Here is a 25,693-nt window from a genome sequence, read left to right on the forward strand (position 1 = left end):
AGACATAATAAGGGTGTAAAGATTAGCCATTTCGGCTTAGGTAGGAACTCCAAGAAGGCCTGTATGAAGTTAGATGATCTAGAATCTTATCGCAGAATTGTCTCGAGAATGGAAGAAATCCAGGGAATCACCGAGAGATTTCAGCCGAAACCCCCCGCTCAGGACGGAGATCCTACACCTAAAAAGATAGAATCAGAATTCTCCCAGGAGTTGGACTCCAAAATGAAGGGAATTTTCTCCCAAGAGAACGATCCGACTCCCAAAGATCTAAGCAGTATTATAGAAAGAGAATCTTATAAAAATCATTTAGATCCGAACTTGGTCAAATCTGTGATCAAAGCGGAGTCCAATTTTAAACCTAATGCGGTTTCTTCAAAAGGTGCAATCGGCTTAATGCAACTTATGCCAGGGACAGCTGATATTTTAGGTGTGGAGAATCCATTTGATCCGGAAGAAAATATCGCAGGCGGGACCAAATTCCTTGCGGATATGATGAAAAAATTCGGAAATTCCGATATGGCAATCGCTGCTTATAACGCCGGTTCGGGTGCAGTCCAAAAATACGACGGAATTCCTCCTTATAAAGAAACGAAAGATTACGTTAAAAAGGTAAATCGTTTCTGGAAAGGAGAGTATTAAGAAAGTTTTAATAATACTTTTTTAATTCTCCAAATAGACACGAAGTTAATTCGGAACAACTTGCCATCTTCTCCGGTTGGAGACATACCTGCATCTTATCGAAATGTTTTCTGCAACCTCTTAAGCAGGAATTTTCCACCTTATACAATTGATCTTCAGAAGTTTGGGGTAATTCTTTTTTTGTACATTTCGCAAGATTATCACAATAATCCAGGCAAATCTCTTTTCCTTCCCACTCCATACCGGACTGAACCACAGTCCCTCTGGAATATTTAAAGGCGATAAATGTGCCCACGGCCAAGCCCAAGACAAAAATGGGAAGATAAGGGAAAATTTTTCTAAAAGGGATTGGGCTCATCGACTCTCCAATTCGGAATTCTTACTCCGAGAAGGCTCATAAAAGTATACGTATTCTTTCCCCTGAGTTGGGCTCAGGAGTTCCTTCAGGGTAACATCTCTTTTCCAAACAGTTTGTGTTTGTAGAAGTTGATATCCAGACGGGATAGGGATCGGTTCCTGGAAGAAGACCAAATGTCTAACACCATCCACACAATTTCGATCTGCACCCGGAACAGAATGAATGATCTCAGCACCTGGAAGTGCATTTCTAAAAGTAAGTGCGGTCCAAGGGTTTTCCGAAACTATGCAAATCTGTTTTGCACTCGTGAATGGCCCATTTTCCGGAACCTCACTTAGATTCACTCTGGGAAGAATGGAAAATTGGATATAAGAGAGTAAACCGGCCGCGAGTACTAGGTTTAATGTAGTGGTGGAAGGAACTCCTGACTTTTGAGCTCGGATCCTTCTACCCCATATAAAAACCAAAATTAAAAATGTTGTGAATAGCAATTCCGCCCAGATATTTTTACCCAGAAGAATTTCAAAACCCCACATCGCGGCCAAAACCAAGGCACTGACCCCGAAACAGAAGAGATAGTTTAAAGAGAGAAGTTTCGAGAATTGAACTTCCTTTTTTCGAATGAAGAATAATCCGATTCCCAAGAAAGCCAACGGAATCAAAGGAAGAAGATAGTAAAAATCCTTACGATTCGGCGCCAAATGGACCAAGCAGATGGTAAGGATGGCCCAAAGGTAGGAACTCCCGACAACTTCCCTCAAAGACTTTGGCTTTTGGAATAATTTAGAATAAAATCCTGAAAAAATCGCAAGACTGAAAGGGAAACTATAGAGTAAAAACCCGATCGGGATAATCCATTCAGATTGATTAGCTGTGGCTCCGGAGAATTTTCCGAGGTTTTCTGTAAATAGGAAGATCGTTAGGAATTCTTTTCCCAATTCTGAATAGGAAAGAAGTACCAGGATCCAAATCACTGGAACAATCAAAGAAGAAAAATGGAAAACGATATGGGAAAGGAGTTCCTTCCCTATTCTTTTTTTGCCTGCCCATCCCCCATTTGAGTGAAGAAGGAATATTCCAATAATGGAATAAGATCCTAAGATGATCCCACTATACACCTGGAATACAGGACCTTTGATTAAAATTGCGATTCCTGAAAAGAGGCCACCTAAAAATAACCAGATCCGGTTTTTAGAGAGCCTGAACTCTAAGATAGTGACTGAGACCAAGATAATGAAGAAGGTCAATAAAGATTCCATCATCACCAAACGAGAGAATTTGAATACTCCCAAGGTCAAAGTATAAGCAGAAGAAATTGTGAACGCTAGTTTAGAACTCCCGCCTGCTCTTCTAATTCCTAGGTAAATTAGAACAGAGGATCCAAAAAAGAGTAAAAAGGAAGGAAACCGTTCCGCAAAAAAGCTGACACCAAAAAGACTATCCGAAAAAATTCCGAGCCAAAACAGAGCTGGCGGCTTGTAGAGATTTAAAACGCCTTCAAATTTTGGGAAAAGATAGGAAGAAGAAGCTAAACTTTCTCGGATTGTAGCGATATGCATCGCTTCATCCCCTTGGGTTAAAATAGCGTTCCCTCCGGATCCGGGAAGAAGAAGGAATACGTTTAACAAAACGAGCAGAGAAACGAATATTCTATCTCCATTTAGGCCTTTTTTAAAAAACGAATTCCAAACCATAAATTTGAAGAAAGTTCCCTTTTTTACTGAGTCCCGATCCGAACAGATCGAAAAACCCATATGTAATCATTTACTTACTTATCACCATATTGTAAAAATAAACGGAACGAGCAAGAGTAAAGTGGATCAAAAAGTAAAAATGCGCTTGGCTGATTAGTCGAAGGTCGGGATACATCCCATATAGGCAGTTAGATGGTTCGAACCCCTAAGAAGAAGGTCAAAAAAAGTAAGGTATCCAAAGCGGGTGCCCACGGTTCTAATAAAGGGCCGAAAAAAAGAGACCGAAAGGCAACTGAGACCGCTTTGATGAAGGCGGGGATACAAGTTTTTGCCAAAAAAGGATATGATGCGGCGACTACCAAGGATATCGCCAAGACTGCGGGAGCCAACGAGGCTCTTATCATGCGTTATTTCGGCGGAAAAAAGGGACTCTTAGAAGCAATCCTAACTAGAACAGACGACCTGGGCGATTCAGCTGCAGGCGATGAGACCAAACAACTTCATTTGGATGAGGCTTTGGTCGAGTCCATTACGGAAAGATGTTCCGATTTCAAACATTATTCAGACTTTATGAAAGTCGCAGTCAGCAGGATCATCTTAGATCCCGACGTTAGTAGAATTATCCAGACCAAAATTTATACAAAGGCTCTTCCTGAAATGATCCATGAGTTGGAAAAATTTAAAAAGGGAGGAGAGATTGATCCTAAAGCAGATCTGAAATCAGTTGCGTTTGGGATTTCTTCTTTGACGTTTGCGTTAGGATTTATGGCTCAGGTAGTTTATAAAATTCCAGAATCGGAAATCAAAGCTACTATCAAGGAAATGGTGAGGATCTTACAGAAGGGTCTAAAACCGGACTCCAAATAAAAAGCCGAGACCATTATTAAGGCCTCGGCTTTCTTCGCAAAAGTTTTACTTTTTGCCGCCGATCAAATTCAAAGCGCTTCCTGCTTTAAACCATTCAATCTGCTGAGCATTATAAGTGTGGTTTACTTGAAATTCGTCCTTACTTCCATCTTTATGATGTAAAGCTAATGTAAGAGGAGTTCCTTCTTTAAAACCAGTAAGCCCGATAATATCAATCTTATCGTCCTCTTTGATCTTGTCATAATCCGCCTTATCCGCAAATGTCAAAGCAAGCATACCTTGCTTTTTCAGGTTTGTTTCATGGATACGAGCAAATGATTTTACAAGAACCGCTCTAACTCCCAAAAATCTCGGCTCCATAGCAGCATGTTCTCTAGAAGAACCTTCTCCATAGTTTTCGTCACCGATTACGATGGAACCGATCCCTTGCGCTTTATACTGGCGTTGAACTTTAGGAACCTCATCATAAGATCCGTCCAATTGGTTCTTCACACTATTGATCTTCTCATTGAAGATGTTTGTAGCTCCAATCAGAAGGTTATTGGAAATATTATCCAAATGCCCTCTGAATTTTAACCAAGGACCCGCCATAGAGATATGGTCAGTCGTACATTTTCCTTTTACTTTGATGAGAAGGTTCAGCCCTTTTAGATCAGTACCTTCCCATTTAATGAATGGAGCGAGCAATTGTAGGCGATTGGATTTAGGATCCACAACGACTTGCACACCAGAACCGTCAGCCGCAGGAGCTTGGTAACCGGCATCTTTTACATCGAATCCTTTTTTAGGAAGTTCGTCTCCGTTTGGAGGATCCAATTTAACCTTCTCCCCTTTTTCATTGGTAAGAGTGTCTGTGTTCGGATCGAAAGTAAGATCTCCTGCAATCGCCAAGGCTGTTACAAGCTCTGGAGAACCCACGAATGCAAATGTGTTCGGGTTCCCATCGTTCCTGGATTGGAAGTTACGGTTGAAAGAGTGAACGATTGTGTTCTTCTCTTTTTTATCCGCTCCTACCCTGGACCACATTCCGATACAAGGGCCGCAAGCGTTCGCAAAAACTTTTGCTCCGATCTTTTCGAAAACTTTAATGAACCCATCTCTTTCTATAGTAAAACGAACTAACTCAGAACCAGGAGTGATTGTAAACTCTGCCTTTGGCTTTAAAGATTTTTCCGCAGCCTGATTTGCAAGAGAAGCTGCGCGAGCTATGTCTTCATAAGAAGAGTTTGTGCAAGAACCAATCAGACCTACTTCTACTTTTGTAGGCCATCCATTCTTCTGAGCTTCTTCTTTCATTTTAGAGATAGGAGTAGCTAAGTCAGGAGTAAAAGGTCCGTTCAGATGAGGCTCTAACTCGGAAAGATTGATCTCGATCACTTGGTCGAAAAATTTGTCAGGATTTGCATAAACTTCTGGGTCTGCGGTGAGGTGTTCCTTCACTCCATTTGCTAAATCAGCGATATCGGCTCTATTAGTGGAGCGAAGATATCTTTCCATAGACTCGTCATAAGAGAATGTAGAAGTAGTTGCCCCGATCTCAGCTCCCATATTGGCTATGGTTCCTTTTCCTGTACAGGAAAGAGAAGAAGATCCTTCGCCAAAATATTCTACAATCGCACCTGTTCCACCTTTTACAGTAAGAATTCCAGCTACTTTTAAAATAACGTCTTTCGCAGAAGTCCAACCATTCAACTTCCCAGTTAATTTCACTCCAATCAGTTTCGGCCATTTAAGCTCCCAAGGGAGGCCTGCCATAACATCACAAGCGTCTGCTCCACCGACTCCGATCGCAACCATTCCTAATCCACCTGCGTTCACGGTGTGAGAATCGGTTCCGATCATCATTCCTCCAGGGAATGCGTAATTTTCTAATACTACTTGGTGGATGATTCCGGCTCCGGGTTTCCAAAATCCAATTCCATATTTGTTGGAAACAGAAGAAAGAAAGTCGTATACTTCTTTGTTTTCGGTAGAGGCGGTTGCTAAGTCTGTAGAAGAACCAGTTTTTGCAGTGATTAAGTGATCGCAGTGTACGGTGGAAGGAACTGCTACCTTACTTCTGCCTGCGGACATAAATTGTAATAAGGCCATCTGCGCAGTTGCGTCCTGCATTGCAACGCGGTCCGGTGCAAAATCAACGTAAGATTTTCCTCTTTCAAAATTGGAGGAAGGAGTTCCTTCCCAAAGGTGAGAATAAAGGATTTTTTCGGTCAGAGTGAGAGGTCTACCGACCACTTCTCTGGCTTTTTTAACCAGGTTCCCGAGTTTTTCATACCGGGCACGAATCATATCTATATCAAATGCCATTGTCATCTCCGATGATGGTTTCATCGTCTCTTAGGGTCGGGGTGCTTGTATAGGATTTTTCCGCCAAAAGGACAATTTTAAGAATACGGAATATCCGTTTACTATTAGATTAGACGAAAGAATGTGGAGAAGTATCTGGAGTTCCTACCAGAAATAAAAAGAAAGAAGAAAAGGGAAATAATTCCCCCCTTCACTTGACGATTTGGATATCCACTCGTCTATTTTTTTCCTGGCTTTGCCCCTTCCCCTGAGGAGAAGAAACTATTTGAGATCCTTTCGCTTCCAAAATGAAACGAGAAGTTTCCAAACCATTCCCCAATAAATAATCTCTGACCATCTCGGCTCTAAGTTGGGAAACTTTCAGATTCACCTCTTCGGTTCCTTCAGAAGAAGCATGTCCGATTAGAACGGCCTTAATATCCGAATGTTTTTTGAGAAGAAGTGTAAGGGTATCTAAAACTCTTCTTTGGGATTGAGGAATTTTTATATCATTCTTATCAAAGAGAATCGGAGAAGATTGAATTTTAGAAGCAAGCTCTGCGTCTTTTCCAGAAAAAACCGCGGATTCATGCTTTTGAGAGAAGAAACCGAAAATACTCCCCTTTTCCGAAGAGGAGGAAGTCTCCTTCTTCTCTTCCGCCACTTGCTTAGGCTTACTTTCTTTAACTTCTTCCGTATGATTAACGGATTTTTTCCCGTTGTTTCGGAATGCATAATAGATCCCCACTCCGAAACCACCAAGAATGATAAGAGATAGGACCAGGACAGGAATGCTATTTTGCTTTTTCGCCTGTCCCGCAGAAGGAGTCGGGATATAACCTCTATAAGGTTCAGAATGTTGAGAACTCATAAGACTAATCGCTTCATCGTGAGAAGTATATTCCTCTTGTGGAGAAGATTTAGTGTGAGCATGAGAAGATTTTTCAGCAGCCCATTTGCGAATTTCAGTACGAAACCACTCGTCCGCTTTTGTAGTGAATTGAAAATTCTCACGGACATATTCCATTGTTTTCTTTTCGATATCCGTATAAGTATTATTATCTTTAACGGCATTGAGAAGTTTTTTTGCGTCTGCGATTGAAATACGGCCGTCTTTTTTACCCGAGGTAGCCTTCTCAGCCAACTCGATCAGGCCTCGATCATATTTTTTGCCTTTTATAGTGACGTAATAATTCTGCTTCTTAGTCATATTCTCCGTCCGCACTAAAGGCCAGGATTTCTTTGATCGAAGAACCCTTTTCAGGGTAAATCAAATCTTAAGTTAAATTGATAGATGATCCGTGCAACAAAAGTTTTGCGAGGCCTATATTCATTATCGAACCCTCCATGATGCTTTCTTAATTCTAAATGAAGTCAGAAGAGAATAAAATCCACTGTTTTCAAATTTCTCGCCAATACGGGCTAACTTCTGATAGGGAGTTCCTTCCCAAAAGTACCATTAGAAGACGATCCAATCCAATCGAAATTCCGGAACATTCTGGAATACCTCTTTCTAATGCTTGAAGGAACTCCTCGTGAACTGGAAAAACTTCTTTCCCTAACTTTCTTCTCAATGCTTGCTCTTTTTCAAAACGAGCTCTCTGTTCTATCGGGTCCAAAAGTTCGTAAAATGCGTTAGCTAATTCTATTTTTCCGAAATATAATTCGAACCTTTTCGCTGCTCCATTCTCGATTCTAGAAAGAGCCGCCATTTCTGGAGGATAGTCATAGATGAATTGAAATTCCTGAGTGAAGTTTGGCTCTAATAAGTTTAAGAATATTAAAAAAAAGCAGTCTTCATATTCCATGGAATTGAATGGAATACTTGTCATAGATAGTTCAGTGATTTTTTGTTCTAGGGAGCGCCTATCCCAATCTATATCTGCCCAACTTGAGAGGAGTTCCTGCACAGATTTTCTTTGGAATGATTTTTCCGGAAGTGGAAGGCTAAGCTTTTGGCAAATCCATCGAATCAATTCTTCAAGAAGGTCCATTGCCTGGTGTAAATTAATGCCAGTTTGATAAAATTCCAGCATAAGGAACTCTGCAGTATGGTAGGAACTCCCCTTTTCCCCTGAACGAAATGTATGTGCAATTTCGTATACCTTTTCCGCGCCTAAAGATAAAGCCTGTTTGAGAGAATATTCAGGAGAGGTAATCAGATATCCTTTCTCTGTCTCCGAAGGAGATCCTACCATAAATGGATCTAGATATGGCTCCATCCCTGGGATTTTTTTTAATGCTGGCGTATCAACCTCGAGGAATCCTTTTTCATGAAAAAAAGTTCTCGTAGCATGCAAAAATCTGGATCGAAATGACAATATTTCTAAGTTATTCAGCTTCATCTTTGAATATGAACGCTCAAAATGGCAAACTAATCCTTTAGAAAGGGAAACTACCGTGGAGTATAGCCGAAAATACAGTTACTTTGAAATAAGAAAAAAACCCAAGGCCGTAGAAATTGAACCTCTTCTTTATGAAGTAAACGATCAAGTCTTGGGGGAGTTAAACTCTGTTTTAGCAATGGCTTTCTATGAAACAAATCGGCATGTAAAATTAGAAATATCGAAATTCGAGACCTTGCCATTCCCAGTAATAGAAAAATTAATCAAATACGCCTTAGATCTGCGAGAAAAGAACCGAGTACTAATTCTTTCCAAGCCGAGACCACCGATCCGAAAATACATTAAAACCTTTTCTTTAGAGGAATTAATTCTGATCCTCTGACCTTCTCCTTCTTTCCGGAATATTCCATGCGTGAAAGGACAATTTCAATCCAAGATTCCCGAGTAACAAAAGAGTTCTAGCGCTTAGTGCAGTTTCTTCTAAATTACCATTATTGAATTCAACAGAACAATAAAGTACGACATTATGTTTTTCGCAAAAACTTTGGAATTCTTTACGACGAGGGGCTATTTTCTCCAATAATTCTTGGATATGATCTTCTAAGGGGGAGCTCGCGTCTCTTTTCGAGTGAATCTGCCATAAGGAAGAAGTCACCGATTTTCCGGAGATGGCAGGAACTCCTTTATTCACCGATAAGTCAGGTCGGATTCCAAGAGTCCTGGTTACTTCGTGAACATCCAATCCAGGCTCCGAAACTGCAATAAGAGCCCAACTCCGGGGGAAGGAAGGATTACTGTATTTCATAAATTACCCAAAACCAGATTTTTCACATTAAGAAATAAGAATTCTCCGGAAATACCATTAAAGACAAACAGCAAAACCTTCAAAAATGCCAAACATATAGCATTTTTCGAATTTTTGTTTTCCAATCAATACATTTAAAATCCTATTTTTTGCTATGTTACAATTTTGGTGGGAATAATATGTTGTAATGAGGTTAAATTTAACATCCAATACACCTGAGGCGCTTATGAAGAATATTCTGGTAATTGAAGATGATCCGGACATCGGGAATTTAATACGAAAGTCATTGGATTCAGCTCATTACCGAACCACAATTCAAACTTCTGGCGAAGAGGGCCTTAAATACTATAAGGCAAACCACCCCGACCTTTTAATTTTAGATCTTTCCTTACCGGATATTGACGGAATGGATGTATGTAGAACAGTCCGAAGATCTGATGAGAATACACCGATTTTCATCGTTACCGCTCGAAATGAAGAAATAGATCGAATTATGGGACTCGAGTTAGGTGCAGATGATTATATCACAAAGCCTTTCTCCGTAAGAGAATTAAAAACCAGAGTAGATGTATTCTTCCGCAGATGGGATAAAAAGGCGGGTATTAAGCCGAACATAGGAAGCGGCGGAGAAATTATCAGAGGATCTTTGAAAATCGATCCTGTTCGACGTAGGGTTACTTTGAAAGATCAAGTAATCAATATTTCTCGAAAAGAATTTGATATTCTACAACTTATGGCAACTTCTCCTGGCAAAGTGTTCTCAAGAGAAATGATCTTAGAAGCCGTTTGGGGAATGGAATGGGATGGATTTGAAAGAATGATCGACTCCCATATCAAGAGAATTCGTTCAAAGTTGGAAAAAAATTCAGCTCAGCCTGAATGGATTGAAACAATCTGGGGTATTGGTTATAGATTTACTGATAATTATGAAGGAATCGTAATTATAGATTAAGTCTTTCATCTTCAGATTAATGAAAGTCCGTTCTTAAATTACCTTAAGGACGGACTCCTAAGGAGTTCCTTCCTAAAATAAATTCCGTTGTTCAAATAGATCGCAATTTTTCTGCAAAAAATACGCTCCATTTTTTCATTTCGAGACCTGTCTCTTCAATGGAAAAAATAAAACGCACCTATCACCGCTCCTTCTCCCAGAATATAGCTTTAGGAAATATAATTAGGAAGAAACGTAATGTCTCAACCCTTCTCATTCCTCCACATTTGGGAAAATATGTTCATAAACATGGCATCAACTATTTACTAAGAAAGGCACTTTCGAATCGGCGAAGAAGTTTTCATTCAAATAAACGTATTAATTCTGAATCTATATATACTAAATACCAGAACACTCGAGGAAGATCGAAGGAAAATAGATATATAAAGTTCAACTTCAGACCAAGATCAGAAGATTGGACTCAACTTAGAAGTCTCGCTATTAGTCATGGAGTTTCCATGTGTTACTTATTTGTGCTATTATTGGAAGATTATAAATCTAAAGGCTTTTCAAATTCAGAAAAAATAATTTGGCAAGTGAAAGCAGCAATACATGCAAATTTTGATTCAAAGATTTTCTTTAGAGAGTTATGGATCTTAGAATACCAACTAGCGAAATCTGACTTTAAAGTGAAAAGAAAAAATCCTCATGGACCAAAAATCGCCTAAAGATTCATAGTATTACTAATAAATTAGAGATTACTCAAGAGATTTTCGGCGGAAATAGCAAATTGTAAATCAAAGCTGGATAATCCCTTTAAACTATGGGTACATAGTTCCACTCTAACAAAACTATACGAAAAAAAGATTTCTGGATGGTGATCCATATCATTAGCTATGTCTGCTAATGCCGCTATGATTTTTATTCCGTCTAGATATCGAGGTAAATTGTACAATCTAACAATTTTTGGAACTACGTCTGCAGTTGCTACTTCCCATGTGGTCGGGAGTTCCTTCCTAATTTGCTCGATTGAAAGTGGAACCGGAGAATTACCCATGAAAACTTAAAATCAGAGCACTTTTTTCAAGGCTTGCTTGATCTTTTCCGCGTCGTCGATCGCGCCATTTGAAAGAGATCCTGCACGCGCCATTAAGTTTACAGCTCCGTCCATTCTAGCTTTTAGCTCTTCGATTTTATGTAATTGATCGTTTAGAAAAGCGAGTTTAGATTCTATCTCCATTTCCTTTCTTTCAAGAAGAAGTTTATAGTTTTCTAGCTCTTGGATTTTCTTGCGGGTCTTTTTTGCCTCGCTATCTACATCTTTACGATAATATTTCTCTAATTCTTTCTCTGCTTGTGCGTGACGGTCGGCTTCCGCCTTAAATTCTCGCTTCAAATGTTTCAGAGCTTGGCGATATGCTCTATTGTATATTCTCTGTCTTTGAGTTCTTCTTATCTTAGCTATTTTCGAAAATAAATTCATGTGCCATCCCCTTTTTACTTTGCATCGACCGGAATGGTTTTCGCTTCAATTTCTACCCGTTTGCCGGTTAGACCTAATATATCGACTTATTTTTCCCTACGGTCAAATTTAAAGTCCTTAATTTTTACGATTGAATGATTTCAAGATGTAAAATTCTTGAAATTGATTAGCTATACTAACATAAAAGTATCTGGAGGGCGTTCTTATGTCTAAAGGTGATAATCTAAGCGAAGAACTCCAAATTTTAAAAGATAAGGCCAAGAAAATTACAGGTAAGGCCCGGGAGGAATACTTGGAACACGTATCTGATCTAAAGGAAAAATTAAAACAAGTTACTGGTGAAACCAGCGAAAAGGCCAAACAAATCATCGATCAAACAGGAATTTATATCAAAGAAAATCCTCAAAAAGCGACTTTGATCGGATTAGGAGTCGGAGTCGGGATAGGCGTGGTAATAGGAATGCTTATCGGTCGTAGGAAATAATACGGAACATCCATTGGCCGCTAAAAGAACGGATTCAGAAGGAATTCCTTACGAAAATAACGAGACACAGGATGGGACTTCGTTTTCAAGTTTCGAGCTGAAGGAACACCTGCTCGCTTTCATCAATTCAATCGCTGAATATTTCGAAACTCTTCTTCTATACGCAAAAAAAATCGCAACGGAAAAGCTTATAATAGGCATCCAAGCCTATGTATTCTTCCGAATTGCTCTTTTCTTCATTAGTATAAGTGTAATATTCTTTCTCGCTGGCTTTTTCCTTTATTTGCAGAGGCAATTTGCAGGCGACCCACTACCAGCAGCCTTAGGAACCGGAGGTCTTTGTTTTTTCATTTCTCTAATAAGCGTTTTAGCTCTTATTCGAAAACTTAAAGCGTAAGAATGGAAGGAACTCTCGCAATGAGCAAGGCTAAGAACAAAGAAAATCGAATCTTCTCCCTGAATCCTCTTTCCGGAGAGGACTATACTCCCTGGAAAGACCCTTCCGAAATGAGCAAGGAAGAACTCCAACTCTATCTACAAATCAAAAAACTCCAAGTTCGATTAAGTTTCGAAAGATTACAATCTTCCATTAGTTATACAGGAATGATAATCGAGGCGTTCCAAAGTCTGGGACTTCAGGAGTGGGTCCTAAAATTGCTGAACCAAGAGGTCACGGACACTCCAGAATAGTCTGGAGTTCCTACCATCTTACTTCACCTCTCGAATCTGGATCGTCTCCACCCGGTCAGCACCAGCAATAATATCCGACAAGATCACAACCTGATCCCCATCCTTCACCCGACCGCTTGACTTCAAAGTTTCAATCGCGAGTTTGATGGTCTTTTCAGGATCGCTGGAAAAATCGATCCTATATGGAATTACACTTCGAGTCAGCCAAAGTTTACGACGGACCGTGGTCATATTCGTAAAGGCATAGATGAGAGGAAATCTAGGATGGAAGGAAGCAACATTTAGAGCAGTAGTACCCCTCCTAGTAATCACTATAATTGCAGGCGATTTGATGGAATCAGAGAGCATAGCCGCCGATCTAGCCATTTCTTCCTTTTTGTTGGAAGGAACTCTTTCCAAAACATAACCTAGTCCCGGCGCCTTCTCCACTCTTTCCGAGATCTTATGGAGCATATCCACACAACGAACTGGGAATTTTCCTGCTGCAGTCTCACCGGATAACATGATAGCGTCTGCTTCTTCAAAAACTGCGTTGGCAACGTCAGTCACTTCCGCACGAGTAGGAGAAGGATTATTGATCATGGACTCCAAAAGGTGAGTCGCAACGATCACTCTTTTTCCTTTGATCGCACATTCTCGAATAATAGCACGTTGGATCAGTGGAAGTTCTTCGATAGGAAGCTCCACTCCAAGATCTCCCCTTGCTACCATCACCCCATCAGCAGCTTCCACAATTTCTAGCATGTTCTTAACAGCTTCTTGGTCTTCTATCTTAGCAATAATGTCAGTGTGCCCGTTATTTTCTTCTATGATCTTACGGAGTTGGTGGATATCTTCCGCAGAACGGACAAATGAAAGCGCAATAAAATCTACATCTTCTTCCAAGCCGAAAAGAATATCTTTTTGATCCTTCTGAGTAATGGAAGGTAAGTTTACACGAATCCCTGGTAAATTGATATGTTTACGAGAACCTAATTTACCACCGTCTACTACTTTACATTTCAAAGCAGTTTCTTGGATCTCTTCTACCACTAAATTGATGAGACCATTATCTACAGTTACCCTATCTCCGATCTTAAGATCTTTTACGATATCGCGATAATTTACGAAAACAGATTGTTCCTCGGATTCTTCTCCAGGAATAATATGGAAAGTAAAAGATTCTCCTACTTTTAGATCCAAATGATCCACTTGCAGATCTCCAGTACGGATCTCAGGGCCTTGGGTATCCAATAAGATCGCAATCGGATGTTTTAATACATCTTTATTCAGAGATTTTATAGCTCGAATTATGGATCTATGAAAATCATGATTCCCGTGGGACATATTTAATCTGGCGATATTCATCCCGGCTTCCGCAAGGGATTGGATCATTTTTTTGTCGGCGGTTGCAGGGCCGATCGTGCAGATAATTTTAGTTTTTCTGAAATTAACTAATTCATTCTTCATGTATATTCGGTTTTATTAAAATTGCTCTAATGATCCGAGCTCAGATTTTAGGAAGGGTTCTGTTCAGAAAATCTTCAAAAGAAATATAAAAATCGAACTTTTCCTGTTCAGGCATACCCGCGTTTTTCTGCTCGTCTACTATCCTTTTCGCCTTATCCAGCAAGGCCTTGCCGTTCTTTTTCAAGAACCTTCTGCTAATAAGGATCGGAAAAGAATACTGCTCTTCCTGATTTCTAACCATAAAGGAATGGATTTCCTTTTTTGCATTCTTTTTCAGGAAGTTGATCAGAGTATTTTCATCCATATCTCCACCTAAAGCTTGTAAGAGATATTCCCTGTCAGGAAGTTCGTCTTGGCCCCAAGCGTGATCTATAACGTCTAAAACCGCAGAAAGATTTCGTTTAATTTCTGCCTCTTGTTCAGAACTGAGCCCTGAACTTCTTGGAGGAGCATTCGAGTCCGAATTTGCAACTGCGGCCGCAGCTCTCGCCTTCGCGGTTGCCTCGGCTGCTTCTCTGTCTTTCACTCTTCTTTCAGCAAGTTTTACCTTCTCTTCTTGAGCGACCTTGGTCCTTGCTTCTAGGATCTTTTTATTCTGCTCGGAAGCAAGCCTTGCTCTAATCTCTTCTGCTTCGAATCTATGAACTACATTATTCCCGAAAAGAGATCTGAAAAATCTGGTGATAAAAGGAAGATATTTAAAAAGAGAAGAATATTCCAATTTCTCGAATTGGGAGCTTGCCTCCCGAGACTCCATCATGTCCCGGATATTCATTTTTGCTAAAACACGGATCTCACTGTCGTTCCCTGTAGCTGCAAAAACTCTTTTGGCAGTTTCGACTGCTCCGTTGATACAATCTTTATGAAGAACGAAAACATATAGGCCTTTTTTATCCGCAAAATCAGCGCTCATAATCATATCATGATTGACGATCAAATTTTTGACTTCTTCTTCGATAGGTTCTCCGCGGAATCGAAGATAATTCAGGTCCACCAATCGATTTGCGGATTTAATATAGTCGAGTAATTCGGAAAGTTTGGCCTTCTTCTCCTCTTTCTCTTTTTTCTCCTTCTCCTCTTCTTCAAAATGGATGAGAGAAAGAAGTTCCTCAACTGCGGTCTTTTGATCACCGTAGGCAGGACTTAAAAAAGGAAGGACCTGTCCTGCAATGGAGCGAGTATTCTGAAGATCTTGCTCCGAAAAACTGCCAAGCACGCCGATCCTTTGTAATTCCGGGATAATCCTTTCGCTGAGATACTTTTTATAAGCATCCAATCTAGCGATAATCTCATCTTGGACATTATAATAAAAAACCGAACGGTTTCCTGGGCTCAAAGCATTTTCATTCCTATAAAAATACAGAATCCTAGAATCCACTAACTTCTTAAGCACGGGTTTCAAATGGATATTGATCGTGGTTTGTTTTAGAACAGGAGTAACATCGAAATTATCCTGAAACAAATTCCCGATCTCGGAAGAAGCGTAGGTCTCGCTTAATTTATTATTATCAATACAATCATAAATCCATTTCTGGAATCCTTCTTTCCCGGGGAATTGCCTCTTCTCCTTAACCCATCTTTGGATAGAGCTGAAAGAAGTTTGATTCACCCCATCCACATATCTATGACTAGAACCTGCATCCGTTTGAGAAGGTCTGGCAAATACTGTGATCAATCTTAAGAAGGAAGCGATCTTCCCGTCAGAAGAATCTCCGGTAGGATTATAATCCACCATACAGATCTTTTTCACGACAGGAGGATTTTGTCGAGCGCTCATCTCTCTTAGATAAGCGTTGACTCTTTCCTTATCCAAAGTCAGTTCTCTGGAAAGTTGTTCCGCGCTAGGAAGAATTTTATTCGCTACGAACTTTTCAGTCCAATCGCCAATGATCAGAACTAATTTATGAATGCCCTTATACTGGAAATCCCCTCTGGCCTCTAAAGCTTGGGTTAACTGTAAGGCCGAGTTATAATCCGCTACCTTGAGTTCCGGAGATTGGGGATCCAGCATGAGTCATCCTCTTCGACTAGAGTAGGTTTTTCCGATACATCAATTCCGCGTTTAAAATCGCGGCACCGGCAGCCCCACGGACCGTATTATGACTTAGGACAACATATTTCCAATCTAAAATCGGATCGGGTCTAAGTCTTCCCACTACGGTAGTCATACCTCTCCCTGTCTCCAGGTCTAGGCGAGGCTGGGGTCTGTCTTCTTCTTGACGATAAAGAATCGGAAAATCCGGAGCAAGAGGCAACTTTAATTCTTGAGGCTCGCCTTTAAATGAAGACCAGGCTTCTAAAATTTCGGATTCCGTAGGCGTCCTCTTGAATTTCACGGAAACACAAACTGTATGCCCGTCGAAAACCGGAACTCGATTACAATGAGCGGAAATTTTAAAATCCGCATTCACGATCTTGCCACCTTCAGCCTTTCCAAGACATTTCAGAGGCTCGATCTCCGCCTTATCTTCTTCTCCGCCAATAAAAGGAACTACGTTCCCCAAAATATCCATGGTAGGAACTCCCGGATAACCCGCTCCGGAGATTGCCTGCATAGAGAATAACATAACGGACTCTATACCGAACTTTTCGTATAGAGGTTTTAGAGAGATGGTCACTCCCATGATCGTACAATTCGAGTTAGTGATGATCTTGCCTGGAGTTTTTTGGCTGGAGATCACATCCAAATGGTTCGCATTCACTTCTGCAGAGAGAAGAGGAACATTTTCCACCATTCTATGATTTTTAGAGTTAGAAATAATATGGATACCAGCTTCGGCAAAAGAAGTTTCCACCTCTCCAGCAACGGAAGCGTCCAAACCGGAAAAAGCTAATTTCACACCTTGGGTCACCTTTGGATCCGGTAATGTGATAATTATGTCACGAGCGTATTTAGGAATATCACCTGAGATCTTCCAACGCTTCTTCATGACTTCCGCATATGTTTTGCCTGCGCTATTCTCTGAAGCGCATAGATGGGTTACCTGAAAATAAGGATGGTTTTCCAAAAGTTGGATAAACCTTTGCCCGACGGAGCCAGTGGCTCCCAAAACAGCTACGTTAATTTTGCTCATAGAACTTATTTACCGCTCTCAGACTTAAAGTCTGCATTTCATTGTTTTTCTCTATTTTTTTCTAAGACCACGGACTGTCATTCGACAAATTTAGATATGAGCGAAGCATACTTAGAATTCATCTTAAGAGTTCCTTCATATGTGAGATGATGGAAGTCCCAAAAATCAGTCGAAGGCAGATCCCGGCTTAGATCCGCAAAATTGTCCCGGCCACCGCTGATCTCTTTCAGATATGACAAATGCTCTTTATACCATTCCGAGTCCGCATACCAAGAAAGGCTGACTGGGTTCTCAGGATTATTTATTAAGAGAAATGGCAAATCCTTCTCCTTAAAAAAAGAAATGAGCTTCTTCATATAACGAAAGTGAAGAATGGGTCGGAACTTCTCCTTTGCAATCTTCTTCTTAGAGTCCGCCAACACCTGAATGTACTGTAAACCTGGCCTTTTTTTTAGATCTGTAAGTAGGCGAAAATAAAAGTATTCCTCGTATTCCTTATCGGACATCCCTAGAAAACGTAGGTCTTCCAACCGTTCCTCTCTCACCGGCCTTCGATCCAAAAGAGAAAGATCATCTTCTTTTCCGAAAATCTGCTGTAACCTTACTCCTAGAATATCCCGAGCCCAATCTTTATGTTCTGGTCCCGCGAAATAAGGGATCCAAGTATTAGAAACTTCTGCACGGATCCAGTGATCCTTCTGCTCTGGATCCAAAAACTTAGGATCCAAAAAAATTTTTTTCCAACCAGGGCTCTTAAATTCAAAAGTCTGCTTAACGGCATGAGAAGAATTTTCTAATTCCAGGATCAACTTTCCATCCTTAAGGACTTCTTCAACTATCTGGATATAAAAACCTTTGCGTGCCATATAAGGTTTAGGTTGAAAAGAAAAAGCTTTCCCGGTCCAACCTCTAAAGGTCACTTTCTCCGGAATATCCACGCCATTATACTCTCTGAAGCTGGTGTTCCTACCAAAACGATGTTCATAAAGAGAAGAAGAAATTTTCCAATAAATTTCTTTATAACGATAAGAACCGAAGATAGATGCAGCTAGATATTCCGCACTTTTCTCCAATCCGATCAAGTCCCAAAACTCAAGGAGACTTTCCAAAGGAAAAATGATCTTGGATTGAGGAGCATCCCTAAAATCCAAAGCATCCAAGATCAGCTTGGATTCTTCGGCAGTTTCGTTCTTACCGTTTTTAGGGTCCAAAACATAAGCCCTATACAATCTCCAATCCACAAAGTTCACAGGATATACGACAAGATCCGGAGACAAACTCAGGAATTGGTCCTTCATCAAATACGCATCCATGGGGGGCATGCCTGCATAAGATAAAAAGATAATATCCAGATCTTTCCCAGTGACTTTACGAAGTTCCTTCTCTAAATCTTTAGGATTAATGGAATAACCTGTAACACTGGAACCTATCACTAAAACGCGGAATTTCTGCTTCGAAATTTTTTCGAAAGTTTTAAACTCGTGTAAAAAATTATAAAAATAATCCGCTCCCCAGGAAGATTCGTTTGGCAAGAGCCAAAACGAGTATCGGAACAAGAAGAAGTCCAAAAAAATAACTGAGATAACAACGGAAAATAAGATCGTTAACTTAGAACAGAACACAGTTCCATAAACTGAAAGTAATTGCCTCTTTGTCCAGAAATTGTTTCATTTTCTACTTTACCCAGGATGAGGCATTGGCCAGGATTCCCAAGTGGTTTGGCTCTGGACTTCTATAATTATTTTCCTGGCCTCACTTATATTCTCCCTATTTACTGCGCCTAAAGAAATTTTTTGGAATATGGAAGCTCTGTATCTTCCTTCCGTGTTGATAGACGTGCTTCGGGACGGTGGTTCCTTAAGGGCCTGGTCATTCGCACCTACACCTTATTTTTTTCCGGATCTACCGATCGTTTTTATATTCGGTTATATTACTGAGAATGTTTTTAGAACATTAACTCTCTACGCGATCTTCCAAACTTCTTTACTCGCATATCTTTTAGGAAAATTCGTCCGTACAATGGAGCCAAAAATGCCAAGGCCCCAAAGTTATGTATTTAGCTTACTCACACTTTCTTTCCTATTTTTGATCGCTGAAAAATTTCCATTATTATACTTTTTATATTTTCCATCCGTACATATCAGTGCGTTCCTCACAAGTCTTTGGATCTGGCCTTATTTAAAAAGAGAGAAGGTCCCGAAATATTCTATCTTCCCTTTGCTTTCCCTACTCACGGTTTCAGACAGGATCTTAGTTTTAGAATTATATCTGCCCACTTTACTTGCTTGGGCGAGAAGGTACGGTCGTTGGGGGGTTTCTTTTCCCCTTATCTCTATCCGATTTTTTGCAACCGGACTCATCGGACTAGGACTTCATTCATTCATAAAAATATTTTTAGCGATCAACTCACCCAATAAACTTTCCACATTCGAATCAATCTCACATTGGTGGGCTGATTTTTACTCTGCATTACTTAGCCTAAAACTTTCAGGGATTTTTCTCGCATTCGCGATCTTGGGCGGGATATTATGCTTAAGAAAGGGAAAAGAATCCGGGCATAGCTACGGATTTTTAGGATATTTCCAACTTAGTCTTTGTATATTACCGCCGTTACTTGGGCTATATTCCGGCCAAAATTCACTCAAATACAGCCTACCTGCAATCGTGATGGTGCCCGTATTATTTGGGATTTTACCTTCTATCAAGAACCAAAACTATCTAAGTCATTCCAGAAATTTCGCATTTTTAGGGCTGATATTCGGACTTGGAATATTCACGATATTTGGAGAAGGAGCAGGACAATTCAGAGATCCATGGGAGTCCATCCGGCCGCCCGAAACCGTATGTGTGGATGAATGGAAAGAAAAAGACTCATTCGTTTTCATACTTTCGGAGCCACGAAAAGCTAGACGAATACTCACATATTCCGAAAAAAGAGTCCTAGCATACCCGATAGATTTCAGCACATTAGAAGGATCATATTCAGTTTCCAATAAAGAATGGTTCCTATTTCCGCCGGAAGGTCCAATCGCAATATTGCCGGAAGGACTAGGAGAATCCAGGATCAAATCATTTTATGGAGAACCTTCTCGTGTTTTAAATTGTGAATCCGGAAACGGAAAAATTTGGATCTACGAAGACACAGCAAAGATCCGAGATTATCTACAAAGACCGGTTCAAAAAACAAAATAAATAAACGGTTGGGACTCGGAAGAGAATATTACTCCTAATAAAAGCCCGATACCTACTAAAACTCCGAAAATTACCGGATGTAAACCTTCATAAAATTTACGAAAACTACCATCTTTCTCATCTCGCTTTCCTATCCAGGTCGCGACAAAAAATAAAAAGAATGCGATAAAGAAAATGCGTAAAGAAGAAAACGCCGGATCCGCTCCGCTCGAAAAGTGGAAAAGTTTTTCAAAAACGATCCCTGTAGTTTTCCAATTCGGAGATCTGAAAAATACCCAACAAAGAACAACACCCAAGATCACAAAGATCCTATAGGAAAACCTTCCTATAATTCCAGATCCATTCTCAGGGGAGAAGAAGGCGGGCCAAAATTTTTTGCCCAATCTTTCCAAACCTAAGAAAATACCGTGAAATCCGCCCCAAACTACAAAATTCCAACTGGCACCATGCCATAGGCCGCCCAAAAGCATGGTCAAAAATAAATTCACATAAGTTCTTAGTTCAGATTTACGATTACCACCCAAAGGAATGTATAAATAATTCCTAAGCCAAGATGATAGAGAAATATGCCATCTTCTCCAAAAATCGGAAAACCCGGAAGCAAGATAAGGCATTCTAAAATTTTCAGTCAGTTTAAAGCCAAGAAGAAGAGCAGAACCCAAAGCAATATCAGTATACCCGCTAAAATCACAATAGATCTGCAAAGAATAAGCAAAAACCGCTGCCCATGCATAGGCACTCGAAAACTCCAAAGGAGAGCGATAAAAAGAATCCGGTAAAACAGACAGTTGGTCCGCAATCACCACTTTCTTCCATACACCAATCAGAACTAAAACAAAACCTTCTCTAAGCGGGAGTTCCTTCCAAGACACCCAGGTCTTAAGTTGTGGCAAAAAGGTCCTAGCCGGAACGATAGGTCCTGCAACTAACTGAGGGAAGAAGGAAAGAAAGAGTGCGTAGTTCCAAAAACTTTTTTCAGGTAAAATTTCTCTTCTGAACACGTCGATCGTGTAACTTAGGGACTGAAAAGTGTAAAAAGAGATCCCTACAGGAAGCACAATGCGCCATACAGGAAAACTTAAATTTAGCCCAAATGCCGAAAAAAGGGCATTTCCGGACTCCATAAAGAAAATGAAATATTTAAAAAAGGCTAAAACCCCAAGATTCAAAATAAGAGAAATAGAAAGTAAAATCGCACGAGACCTTCCTTCTTTTTGATCCATTGTCCTACCAATCCAATAATCTAGAATAGTAGTCCCAAATAGCAGGAGTCCGAATTTAGGATTCCAGGACATATAAAAGAAGTAGCTTCCTGCTAGCAAAAATGGCTTGGGAGCCCATTTAGGAAGGGCTTTCAAGATGGGAAGAATCCACCTCAACCCAAATATAAGCAGAAAAAAGAATAAAAAGAGGGGAGTAGCGAAATTCATTACTTAATTTTAAGCATTATAAAATAATATCAAAAGAGTAACTATTTTTAATCAATATTTTGATTATTATCAATCATATTTAAGGCCAATAAAAAGCAGGTTAAATAGTCCATTTACAGCGGACCCCACAATTCGGACAATCCGCGGTGATTTCCGCCTTAACCCGCTTCCCTTTAGGAGTTTCCACCTTCCCAATAGCCACAAATTCGAAGTTTACTCCTTCCGGAACGTAATGTCCACCGCCATACTTAGCAGATCCTTCGATTAAATTTGAGCAGGCGTGGCATTTTACTCTTAATTTGATTACTTCGGCCATTGGAAAAGGATTTACGAACCTTCTTCCTTCCGCAAGAAGAAAGCGATATAGGCCTGCCAAAACCACATGAGGGTGTAAATTTGATACACATGACTTTCTGGCAGTATTATCGGATATTCTTGCTGGCTTTCACTGTCCTATAAAGGCCTTCGTGCTAAACTCTCTGCACGCATAGTATAGAATGAATCATTATCAGAGCCCCCAGGATCAGCCGCCCAGGAACGGACAGTCAGGTCGAAATGGGGCGGTAATCACCTTTAGAACGGAAGATGGTTGCGCGTGATCACACAGAAAGCCGATATTCATCCGGAAAGGTGAAATCACGACTCTCTTGCGGGTTTTACAGAAGTACCCCATTTCCCTCATTCTACCCGAATATCTGCCTATAGCTTTCGGCCTGGATTCCTAAAACCCCCTATATAAATGCTCATATTTGGGCAGATTGATATTGCAGCTGGATAGCCGAACCGACGCGTATGTGACGTTGTATTTTAAGCTATCCGACGCTCTTAAATTGACATTCAATTGCAAGGCCTGACAGCTCTTTAAAGTTATAGCGCCCTTCTCTTTTGGCGCCATTATGCCTATCCCTCTACCCAGGCTTATCAATTCTCGAGTCGGCAAATAGCTAATTTCACTGCTTATGATTAGGCACTTATGTAAAAGACTCAGTACCGGCGCCTGAAGTCGATTTTTAGGCAAAGACTGCCTATTTCTATAAGCATTCGCCCATTTGACGGCACTTAAGGACAAAAGCTGCCCTTTTGCGGAAAGTGGATATTGCCCCTGTGCGCAGCACAGGGAGGTTTTGTGAATTTAGGCTCTTTTGCGAGCGGGGGCTTGTTTTTTGGCTGGAGCTGATTTTTTAGGAGTTACTAACTTCTTCTTATCCTTTTTTGATTCGATAGCGCTCGCATCGAAGTTCACATCTAATCCCATTTTCTTATTTCGTTTCACCATATATACGAAATGTCTAACGTACTGAGCGTAAGGTTCTGGCACAGATTTAGGATCGAAGTCTAAAGGATTTTCCAGAAGAGAGCGAACCACTGTTTGGTTCAGATCTTCTTTGCTAGTGACCATGAGAGTTTCTAATCTGCGAAGAATTTCGTGATCGTTCACCTCGCTAGTGACTTTCTTCATCGCATTCAGAAGCCTCTGAAAAGAGGTTCGTTTGATCTTCACGGCCATATTTGTTAAGTTAGAATTTCTGGGGTCGGACGACCAGAAGAAAATTTATATGAGTCTCGTCCGACCTTAGATGCTACCTTTTCGAGTGATGATTTCAATTCTTGGCTTGGGGCATAAGCTTCCTTTATTAGGAAGAACTTTCTCTCCGCTTGGTATCCGACACGAATTACTGCAGACTTCCCTATTTCTAACCCTTGCCTTAAGGTTACCCAGGAGAAGGTCCGGTTTTCATAAGATTCCCGAGAAATCTGGACAATGCCCCATATTTGGCCAGATCTAAGGCTCAATCCATGTCCCAGTGCATTCTCTACAGTTTCCCTTAAATCCGCTGCCCCAGAGGTAGGAACTCCCTGCCCTAAGAGCTGATCTCTTTGATTTCCAGCGGAACAAAGTGACCCAGCAACGGAGCCTTCTCCGCTTAAATTTAAGGAAAACATTCCGGCGCACCAGGATAGGGAATTAGCGTAAGAAACCCCTGTGACTGGAGAAGTTTCATCGGCTCGAGTTCGCCATTGGGCCTGAGCCAGTGACAGGAACTCCTGACCAAATTTTTGCTCAACTTTCAAGTTAGGTAATAAAACATTCAGACCAAGCAGACAGTTTTCGGAAAGAGACGAAGTCACCGAAGAAATTTCAGAAGTTGACTTCCGATTTTGGATCCCGAGTTCGAAATCAGGATCATTCCCCTTCTTCACTTTTTTATCTGCAGAAATTTTTGCGACCCTGGTAGGAGCAACTTCATCTGCCAGAAGAGAATCTAGATCAGGAAAGTCGGATAGTCTTTCCTCTTCAGAATAAGAAATACCTTCGGCGAGAACTTGATCCACTTCTTCTTGGTAGATTGATTTTAGTTCTTCTGAAATTGATTCTTCTGCCTCGACAATAATTTGAGAAGAAAGTGCCGAGTCGGAACCCTCTTCTGCGAGGACAGAACTTGAACCCAAAGCCAGGGAGGCAATAAGCAAGAACTGTGCCAAAAAATTATGTCTCATTCGAAAAAACATGACAGTATAGCCCATTTTTAACCATTTTTGAGGGAAATGGAAGCTTTTTTTACCGTTTTTCTAGGATTTTAGGCTGTCTTTCGGAATAGTCTCTTAGCTCGAAGCTTCCATTCCCAGAGCACAATTTCCTGCTCTTTGGTCTCTGCCCTATCTTGCTCTTTTTCTAAAAGTGCATAGACCATGCTCGCGATATCTTTGGAAAAACCTTTATCTAGTTCTTCTTCGAATTCTTTTTCTTTGGTCTCTAAAATTAAACCTGCAAGTCGGAAACCTTCATCCAAATTTTTTAATTTAGGTCCCCAGCCTTTCAGCTCTTCTTTATTGTCATCATTTCGGATCATCACATCTAAGAAGGTCCGGATGAATGCGACCTCTTCTGACTTCAATGTGAATTCCAAAAGTAGCTGTTTTACTTTTTCGAGTTCCATTTTTCGAAGATGAATCCGAGCAAGGAAAACCGGATTTTTGGAGTGCATATTCAGGTTTCCCTTCTCCAATAAATCCGTGGCTCGAACCTTATTAAAATCTACGATGTTCGATCCTTCCCTTAGGCTTTTCTCCAGTTCCTCTTTTCCAGGGGACGGTTTTTCCCCCACTGCCCCGATTTTTTGGGCCACCTTTCTCTTGATGATGAGCATGTTCAAGGAAGGGAACCTGATTTTCAAAGCCACCAATTCCTGGCGCGGGAACTCTTCGTCCAAAACCAGGTGGTGCATTTCCACACCCTCCTCTCTGGCCCTAAGCAGGCTATCTACTCGATCATAGTGGTAGATAATAACCGGCAAAATATCACATTCACTTCCGCTGTTTAGGAAGATGGTCCGGACTTCATTTCCCGAACTGGAATGCTGATAAGGGATCACAAGTTTTCCCTGTTTTACGTTTACAAAACTCAGCTCCCCTAGCCTAAAATGGGAAAGGTCAAAATCCTCTCCTAAAAATGCGATTCTAGGAACCGGAACCACGATGGACTGGTTTCTGGCTCCTTTCGGGACTTCCGGCCCCCTGGACGTAAAAACTACGTAAGTCATTTTTCCCAGGCGGACTTTTACCAAAAATCCGGCCGGGGTTTTTCTTTCTTCGTATAAGGAATCTAATTCCAAAATTTTAACCCAAACCTAGGTTTTTTAATTTATACTGCAATGAGCCCCTGGAAATTCCCAAGGCCTTTGCCATTCGTATTTGGTTGCCGCCGAATAATTTATCCGCCAAAAGAATTTTTTGGCGCTCCACGGCTTCCACAGCTTTTCGCAAATCCAGATCCTCCGGATCCGGTAGAGAAATCCCCTTGGGACCCTCTTTTTTAAGATCAGAATTTCGGATCTCTCCCGAGCCGGAATTTAAAACCGCCTCTTCGATCGCATTCCGAAGATCTTCCAAGTTTTGACAGGAACTACTCTCCACCAAAGACTCAATTGCATCTTCAGAAAGTGCCAAATCAGGGCGGCCATGTAA

The 25,693-nt window shown here is 40.7% G+C and carries 26 protein-coding genes; 8 read left to right on the plus strand and 18 right to left on the minus strand.

What is annotated here, in order from left to right:
- Positions 1–63 precede the first annotated feature (63 nt).
- Positions 64–639 carry a lytic transglycosylase domain-containing protein gene (locus CH377_RS17450; protein ID WP_100725025.1) on the plus strand — a complete coding sequence of 192 codons (576 nt, stop codon included), beginning with the start codon at positions 64–66 and terminating at the stop codon, positions 637–639.
- Positions 640–646: 7 nt separating this feature from the next.
- On the opposite strand, the gene CH377_RS17455 is transcribed toward CH377_RS17450, so the two are convergent.
- Together CH377_RS17455 and CH377_RS17460 are read right to left on the minus strand one after the other, a co-directional pair.
- Positions 647–997: a Cys-rich protein gene (locus CH377_RS17455; protein ID WP_100725026.1), complete on the minus strand. Its 351-nt coding sequence runs from the start codon at positions 995–997 to the stop codon at positions 647–649.
- Positions 994–2,691, minus strand: coding sequence for an ArnT family glycosyltransferase (locus tag CH377_RS17460; protein ID WP_100725049.1), 1,698 nt, complete (start codon positions 2,689–2,691; stop codon positions 994–996). Before CH377_RS17460 ends, CH377_RS17455 begins: the two co-directional genes overlap by 4 nt.
- 192 nt (positions 2,692–2,883) lie before the next feature.
- On the opposite strand from CH377_RS17460, the gene CH377_RS17465 reads away from it, so the two are divergent.
- On the plus strand, positions 2,884–3,558 hold the full coding sequence (locus tag CH377_RS17465; protein WP_100725027.1) for a TetR/AcrR family transcriptional regulator: 675 nt from the start codon (positions 2,884–2,886) through the stop codon (positions 3,556–3,558).
- Between the two features lie 45 nt (positions 3,559–3,603).
- On the opposite strand, the gene CH377_RS17470 is transcribed toward CH377_RS17465, so the two are convergent.
- The 4 genes from CH377_RS17470 to CH377_RS17495 all read right to left on the minus strand — a co-directional run bounded on the left by CH377_RS17470 (position 3,604) and on the right by CH377_RS17495 (position 8,994).
- Positions 3,604–5,865, minus strand: coding sequence for an aconitate hydratase (locus CH377_RS17470; RefSeq protein ID WP_100725028.1), 2,262 nt, complete (start codon positions 5,863–5,865; stop codon positions 3,604–3,606).
- 190 nt (positions 5,866–6,055) lie between these two features.
- Positions 6,056–7,054, minus strand: coding sequence for an OmpA family protein (locus CH377_RS17480; RefSeq protein ID WP_100725029.1), 999 nt, complete (start codon positions 7,052–7,054; stop codon positions 6,056–6,058).
- 190 nt (positions 7,055–7,244) lie between these two features.
- Positions 7,245–8,189, minus strand: a complete 945-nt coding sequence (gene epmA, locus CH377_RS17485; RefSeq protein WP_100725030.1) for an EF-P lysine aminoacylase EpmA — start codon at positions 8,187–8,189, stop codon at positions 7,245–7,247.
- A gap of 364 nt (positions 8,190–8,553) precedes the next feature.
- Positions 8,554–8,994 (minus strand): DUF4279 domain-containing protein, encoded by a 441-nt coding sequence (locus tag CH377_RS17495; RefSeq protein ID WP_100725032.1) that lies wholly within the window; start codon positions 8,992–8,994, stop codon positions 8,554–8,556.
- A 226-nt stretch (positions 8,995–9,220) separates the two neighbouring features.
- Here CH377_RS17495 and CH377_RS17505 point away from each other — a divergent pair, with 226 nt between their 5' ends.
- Both CH377_RS17505 and CH377_RS17510 read left to right on the plus strand, forming a co-directional pair.
- A complete protein-coding gene (locus tag CH377_RS17505; RefSeq protein ID WP_008588853.1) occupies positions 9,221–9,946 on the plus strand; it encodes a response regulator transcription factor in 726 nt (241 codons plus the stop codon).
- Positions 9,947–10,104: 158 nt separating this feature from the next.
- Complete coding sequence (locus tag CH377_RS17510; protein WP_100725034.1) at positions 10,105–10,653, plus strand: DUF1564 family protein; 549 nt, start codon at positions 10,105–10,107, stop codon at positions 10,651–10,653.
- 23 nt (positions 10,654–10,676) lie between these two features.
- Here the strand turns inward: CH377_RS17510 and CH377_RS19990 are convergent, their stop codons facing one another.
- Entirely contained in the window at positions 10,677–10,982 is a 306-nt protein-coding gene (locus CH377_RS19990; RefSeq protein ID WP_100725035.1) for a 4a-hydroxytetrahydrobiopterin dehydratase, read from the minus strand.
- Between the two features lie 12 nt (positions 10,983–10,994).
- Positions 10,995–11,408, minus strand: a complete 414-nt coding sequence (locus CH377_RS17520; protein ID WP_100725036.1) for a TraB/GumN family protein — start codon at positions 11,406–11,408, stop codon at positions 10,995–10,997.
- A 205-nt stretch (positions 11,409–11,613) separates the two neighbouring features.
- On the opposite strand from CH377_RS17520, the gene CH377_RS17525 reads away from it, so the two are divergent.
- Genes CH377_RS17525 through CH377_RS17535 form a run of 3 tightly spaced genes read left to right on the plus strand, consistent with a single transcriptional unit; the run spans position 11,614 to position 12,582 of the window.
- A complete protein-coding gene (locus tag CH377_RS17525) occupies positions 11,614–11,892 on the plus strand; it encodes a DUF883 family protein (protein WP_100725037.1) in 279 nt (92 codons plus the stop codon).
- A gap of 13 nt (positions 11,893–11,905) precedes the next feature.
- A complete protein-coding gene (locus CH377_RS17530; RefSeq protein ID WP_100725038.1) occupies positions 11,906–12,289 on the plus strand; it encodes an LBF_4227 family protein in 384 nt (127 codons plus the stop codon).
- Positions 12,290–12,309: 20 nt separating this feature from the next.
- Positions 12,310–12,582, plus strand: a complete 273-nt coding sequence (locus tag CH377_RS17535) for a hypothetical protein (protein ID WP_100725050.1) — start codon at positions 12,310–12,312, stop codon at positions 12,580–12,582.
- An 18-nt stretch (positions 12,583–12,600) separates the two neighbouring features.
- Here the strand turns inward: CH377_RS17535 and pyk are convergent, their stop codons facing one another.
- The 4 genes from pyk to CH377_RS17555 all read right to left on the minus strand — a co-directional run bounded on the left by pyk (position 12,601) and on the right by CH377_RS17555 (position 18,637).
- On the minus strand, positions 12,601–14,031 hold the full coding sequence (gene pyk / locus CH377_RS17540) for a pyruvate kinase (protein ID WP_100710676.1): 1,431 nt from the start codon (positions 14,029–14,031) through the stop codon (positions 12,601–12,603).
- A 40-nt stretch (positions 14,032–14,071) separates the two neighbouring features.
- Positions 14,072–16,042 (minus strand): hypothetical protein, encoded by a 1,971-nt coding sequence (locus tag CH377_RS17545; RefSeq protein ID WP_100725039.1) that lies wholly within the window; start codon positions 16,040–16,042, stop codon positions 14,072–14,074.
- Between the two features lie 16 nt (positions 16,043–16,058).
- Positions 16,059–17,105 carry an aspartate-semialdehyde dehydrogenase gene (gene asd / locus CH377_RS17550; RefSeq protein WP_100725040.1) on the minus strand — a complete coding sequence of 349 codons (1,047 nt, stop codon included), beginning with the start codon at positions 17,103–17,105 and terminating at the stop codon, positions 16,059–16,061.
- A gap of 77 nt (positions 17,106–17,182) precedes the next feature.
- Complete coding sequence (locus CH377_RS17555) at positions 17,183–18,637, minus strand: hypothetical protein (RefSeq protein WP_243402022.1); 1,455 nt, start codon at positions 18,635–18,637, stop codon at positions 17,183–17,185.
- 181 nt (positions 18,638–18,818) lie between these two features.
- Between CH377_RS17555 and CH377_RS17560 the strand changes: the two genes are divergently transcribed.
- Positions 18,819–20,297, plus strand: a complete 1,479-nt coding sequence (locus tag CH377_RS17560; protein WP_207797608.1) for a hypothetical protein — start codon at positions 18,819–18,821, stop codon at positions 20,295–20,297.
- Here CH377_RS17560 and CH377_RS17565 read toward each other — a convergent pair.
- The 6 genes from CH377_RS17565 to CH377_RS17590 form a co-directional block, all read right to left on the minus strand.
- Positions 20,282–21,727 carry an MBOAT family O-acyltransferase gene (locus CH377_RS17565; protein ID WP_100725043.1) on the minus strand — a complete coding sequence of 482 codons (1,446 nt, stop codon included), beginning with the start codon at positions 21,725–21,727 and terminating at the stop codon, positions 20,282–20,284. The two genes, CH377_RS17560 and CH377_RS17565, sit on opposite strands and share 16 nt — an antisense overlap.
- A 100-nt stretch (positions 21,728–21,827) precedes the next feature.
- Positions 21,828–22,043, minus strand: a complete 216-nt coding sequence (locus CH377_RS17570; protein WP_086445707.1) for a hypothetical protein — start codon at positions 22,041–22,043, stop codon at positions 21,828–21,830.
- Positions 22,044–22,859: 816 nt separating this feature from the next.
- A complete protein-coding gene (locus CH377_RS17575) occupies positions 22,860–23,234 on the minus strand; it encodes a phosphatidylinositol phospholipase (protein ID WP_207797609.1) in 375 nt (124 codons plus the stop codon).
- A gap of 5 nt (positions 23,235–23,239) precedes the next feature.
- On the minus strand, positions 23,240–24,211 hold the full coding sequence (locus CH377_RS17580; RefSeq protein ID WP_243402023.1) for a hypothetical protein: 972 nt from the start codon (positions 24,209–24,211) through the stop codon (positions 23,240–23,242).
- A gap of 95 nt (positions 24,212–24,306) precedes the next feature.
- A complete protein-coding gene (locus tag CH377_RS17585; protein WP_100725045.1) occupies positions 24,307–25,341 on the minus strand; it encodes a hypothetical protein in 1,035 nt (344 codons plus the stop codon).
- Between the two features lie 4 nt (positions 25,342–25,345).
- Positions 25,346–25,693: helix-turn-helix domain-containing protein (locus CH377_RS17590; protein WP_279628555.1), on the minus strand; the 348-nt coding region annotated here is incomplete at its 5' end.

This window comes from Leptospira haakeii, from assembly GCF_002812045.1.
Lineage (GTDB): Bacteria > Spirochaetota > Leptospiria > Leptospirales > Leptospiraceae > Leptospira_B > Leptospira_B haakeii.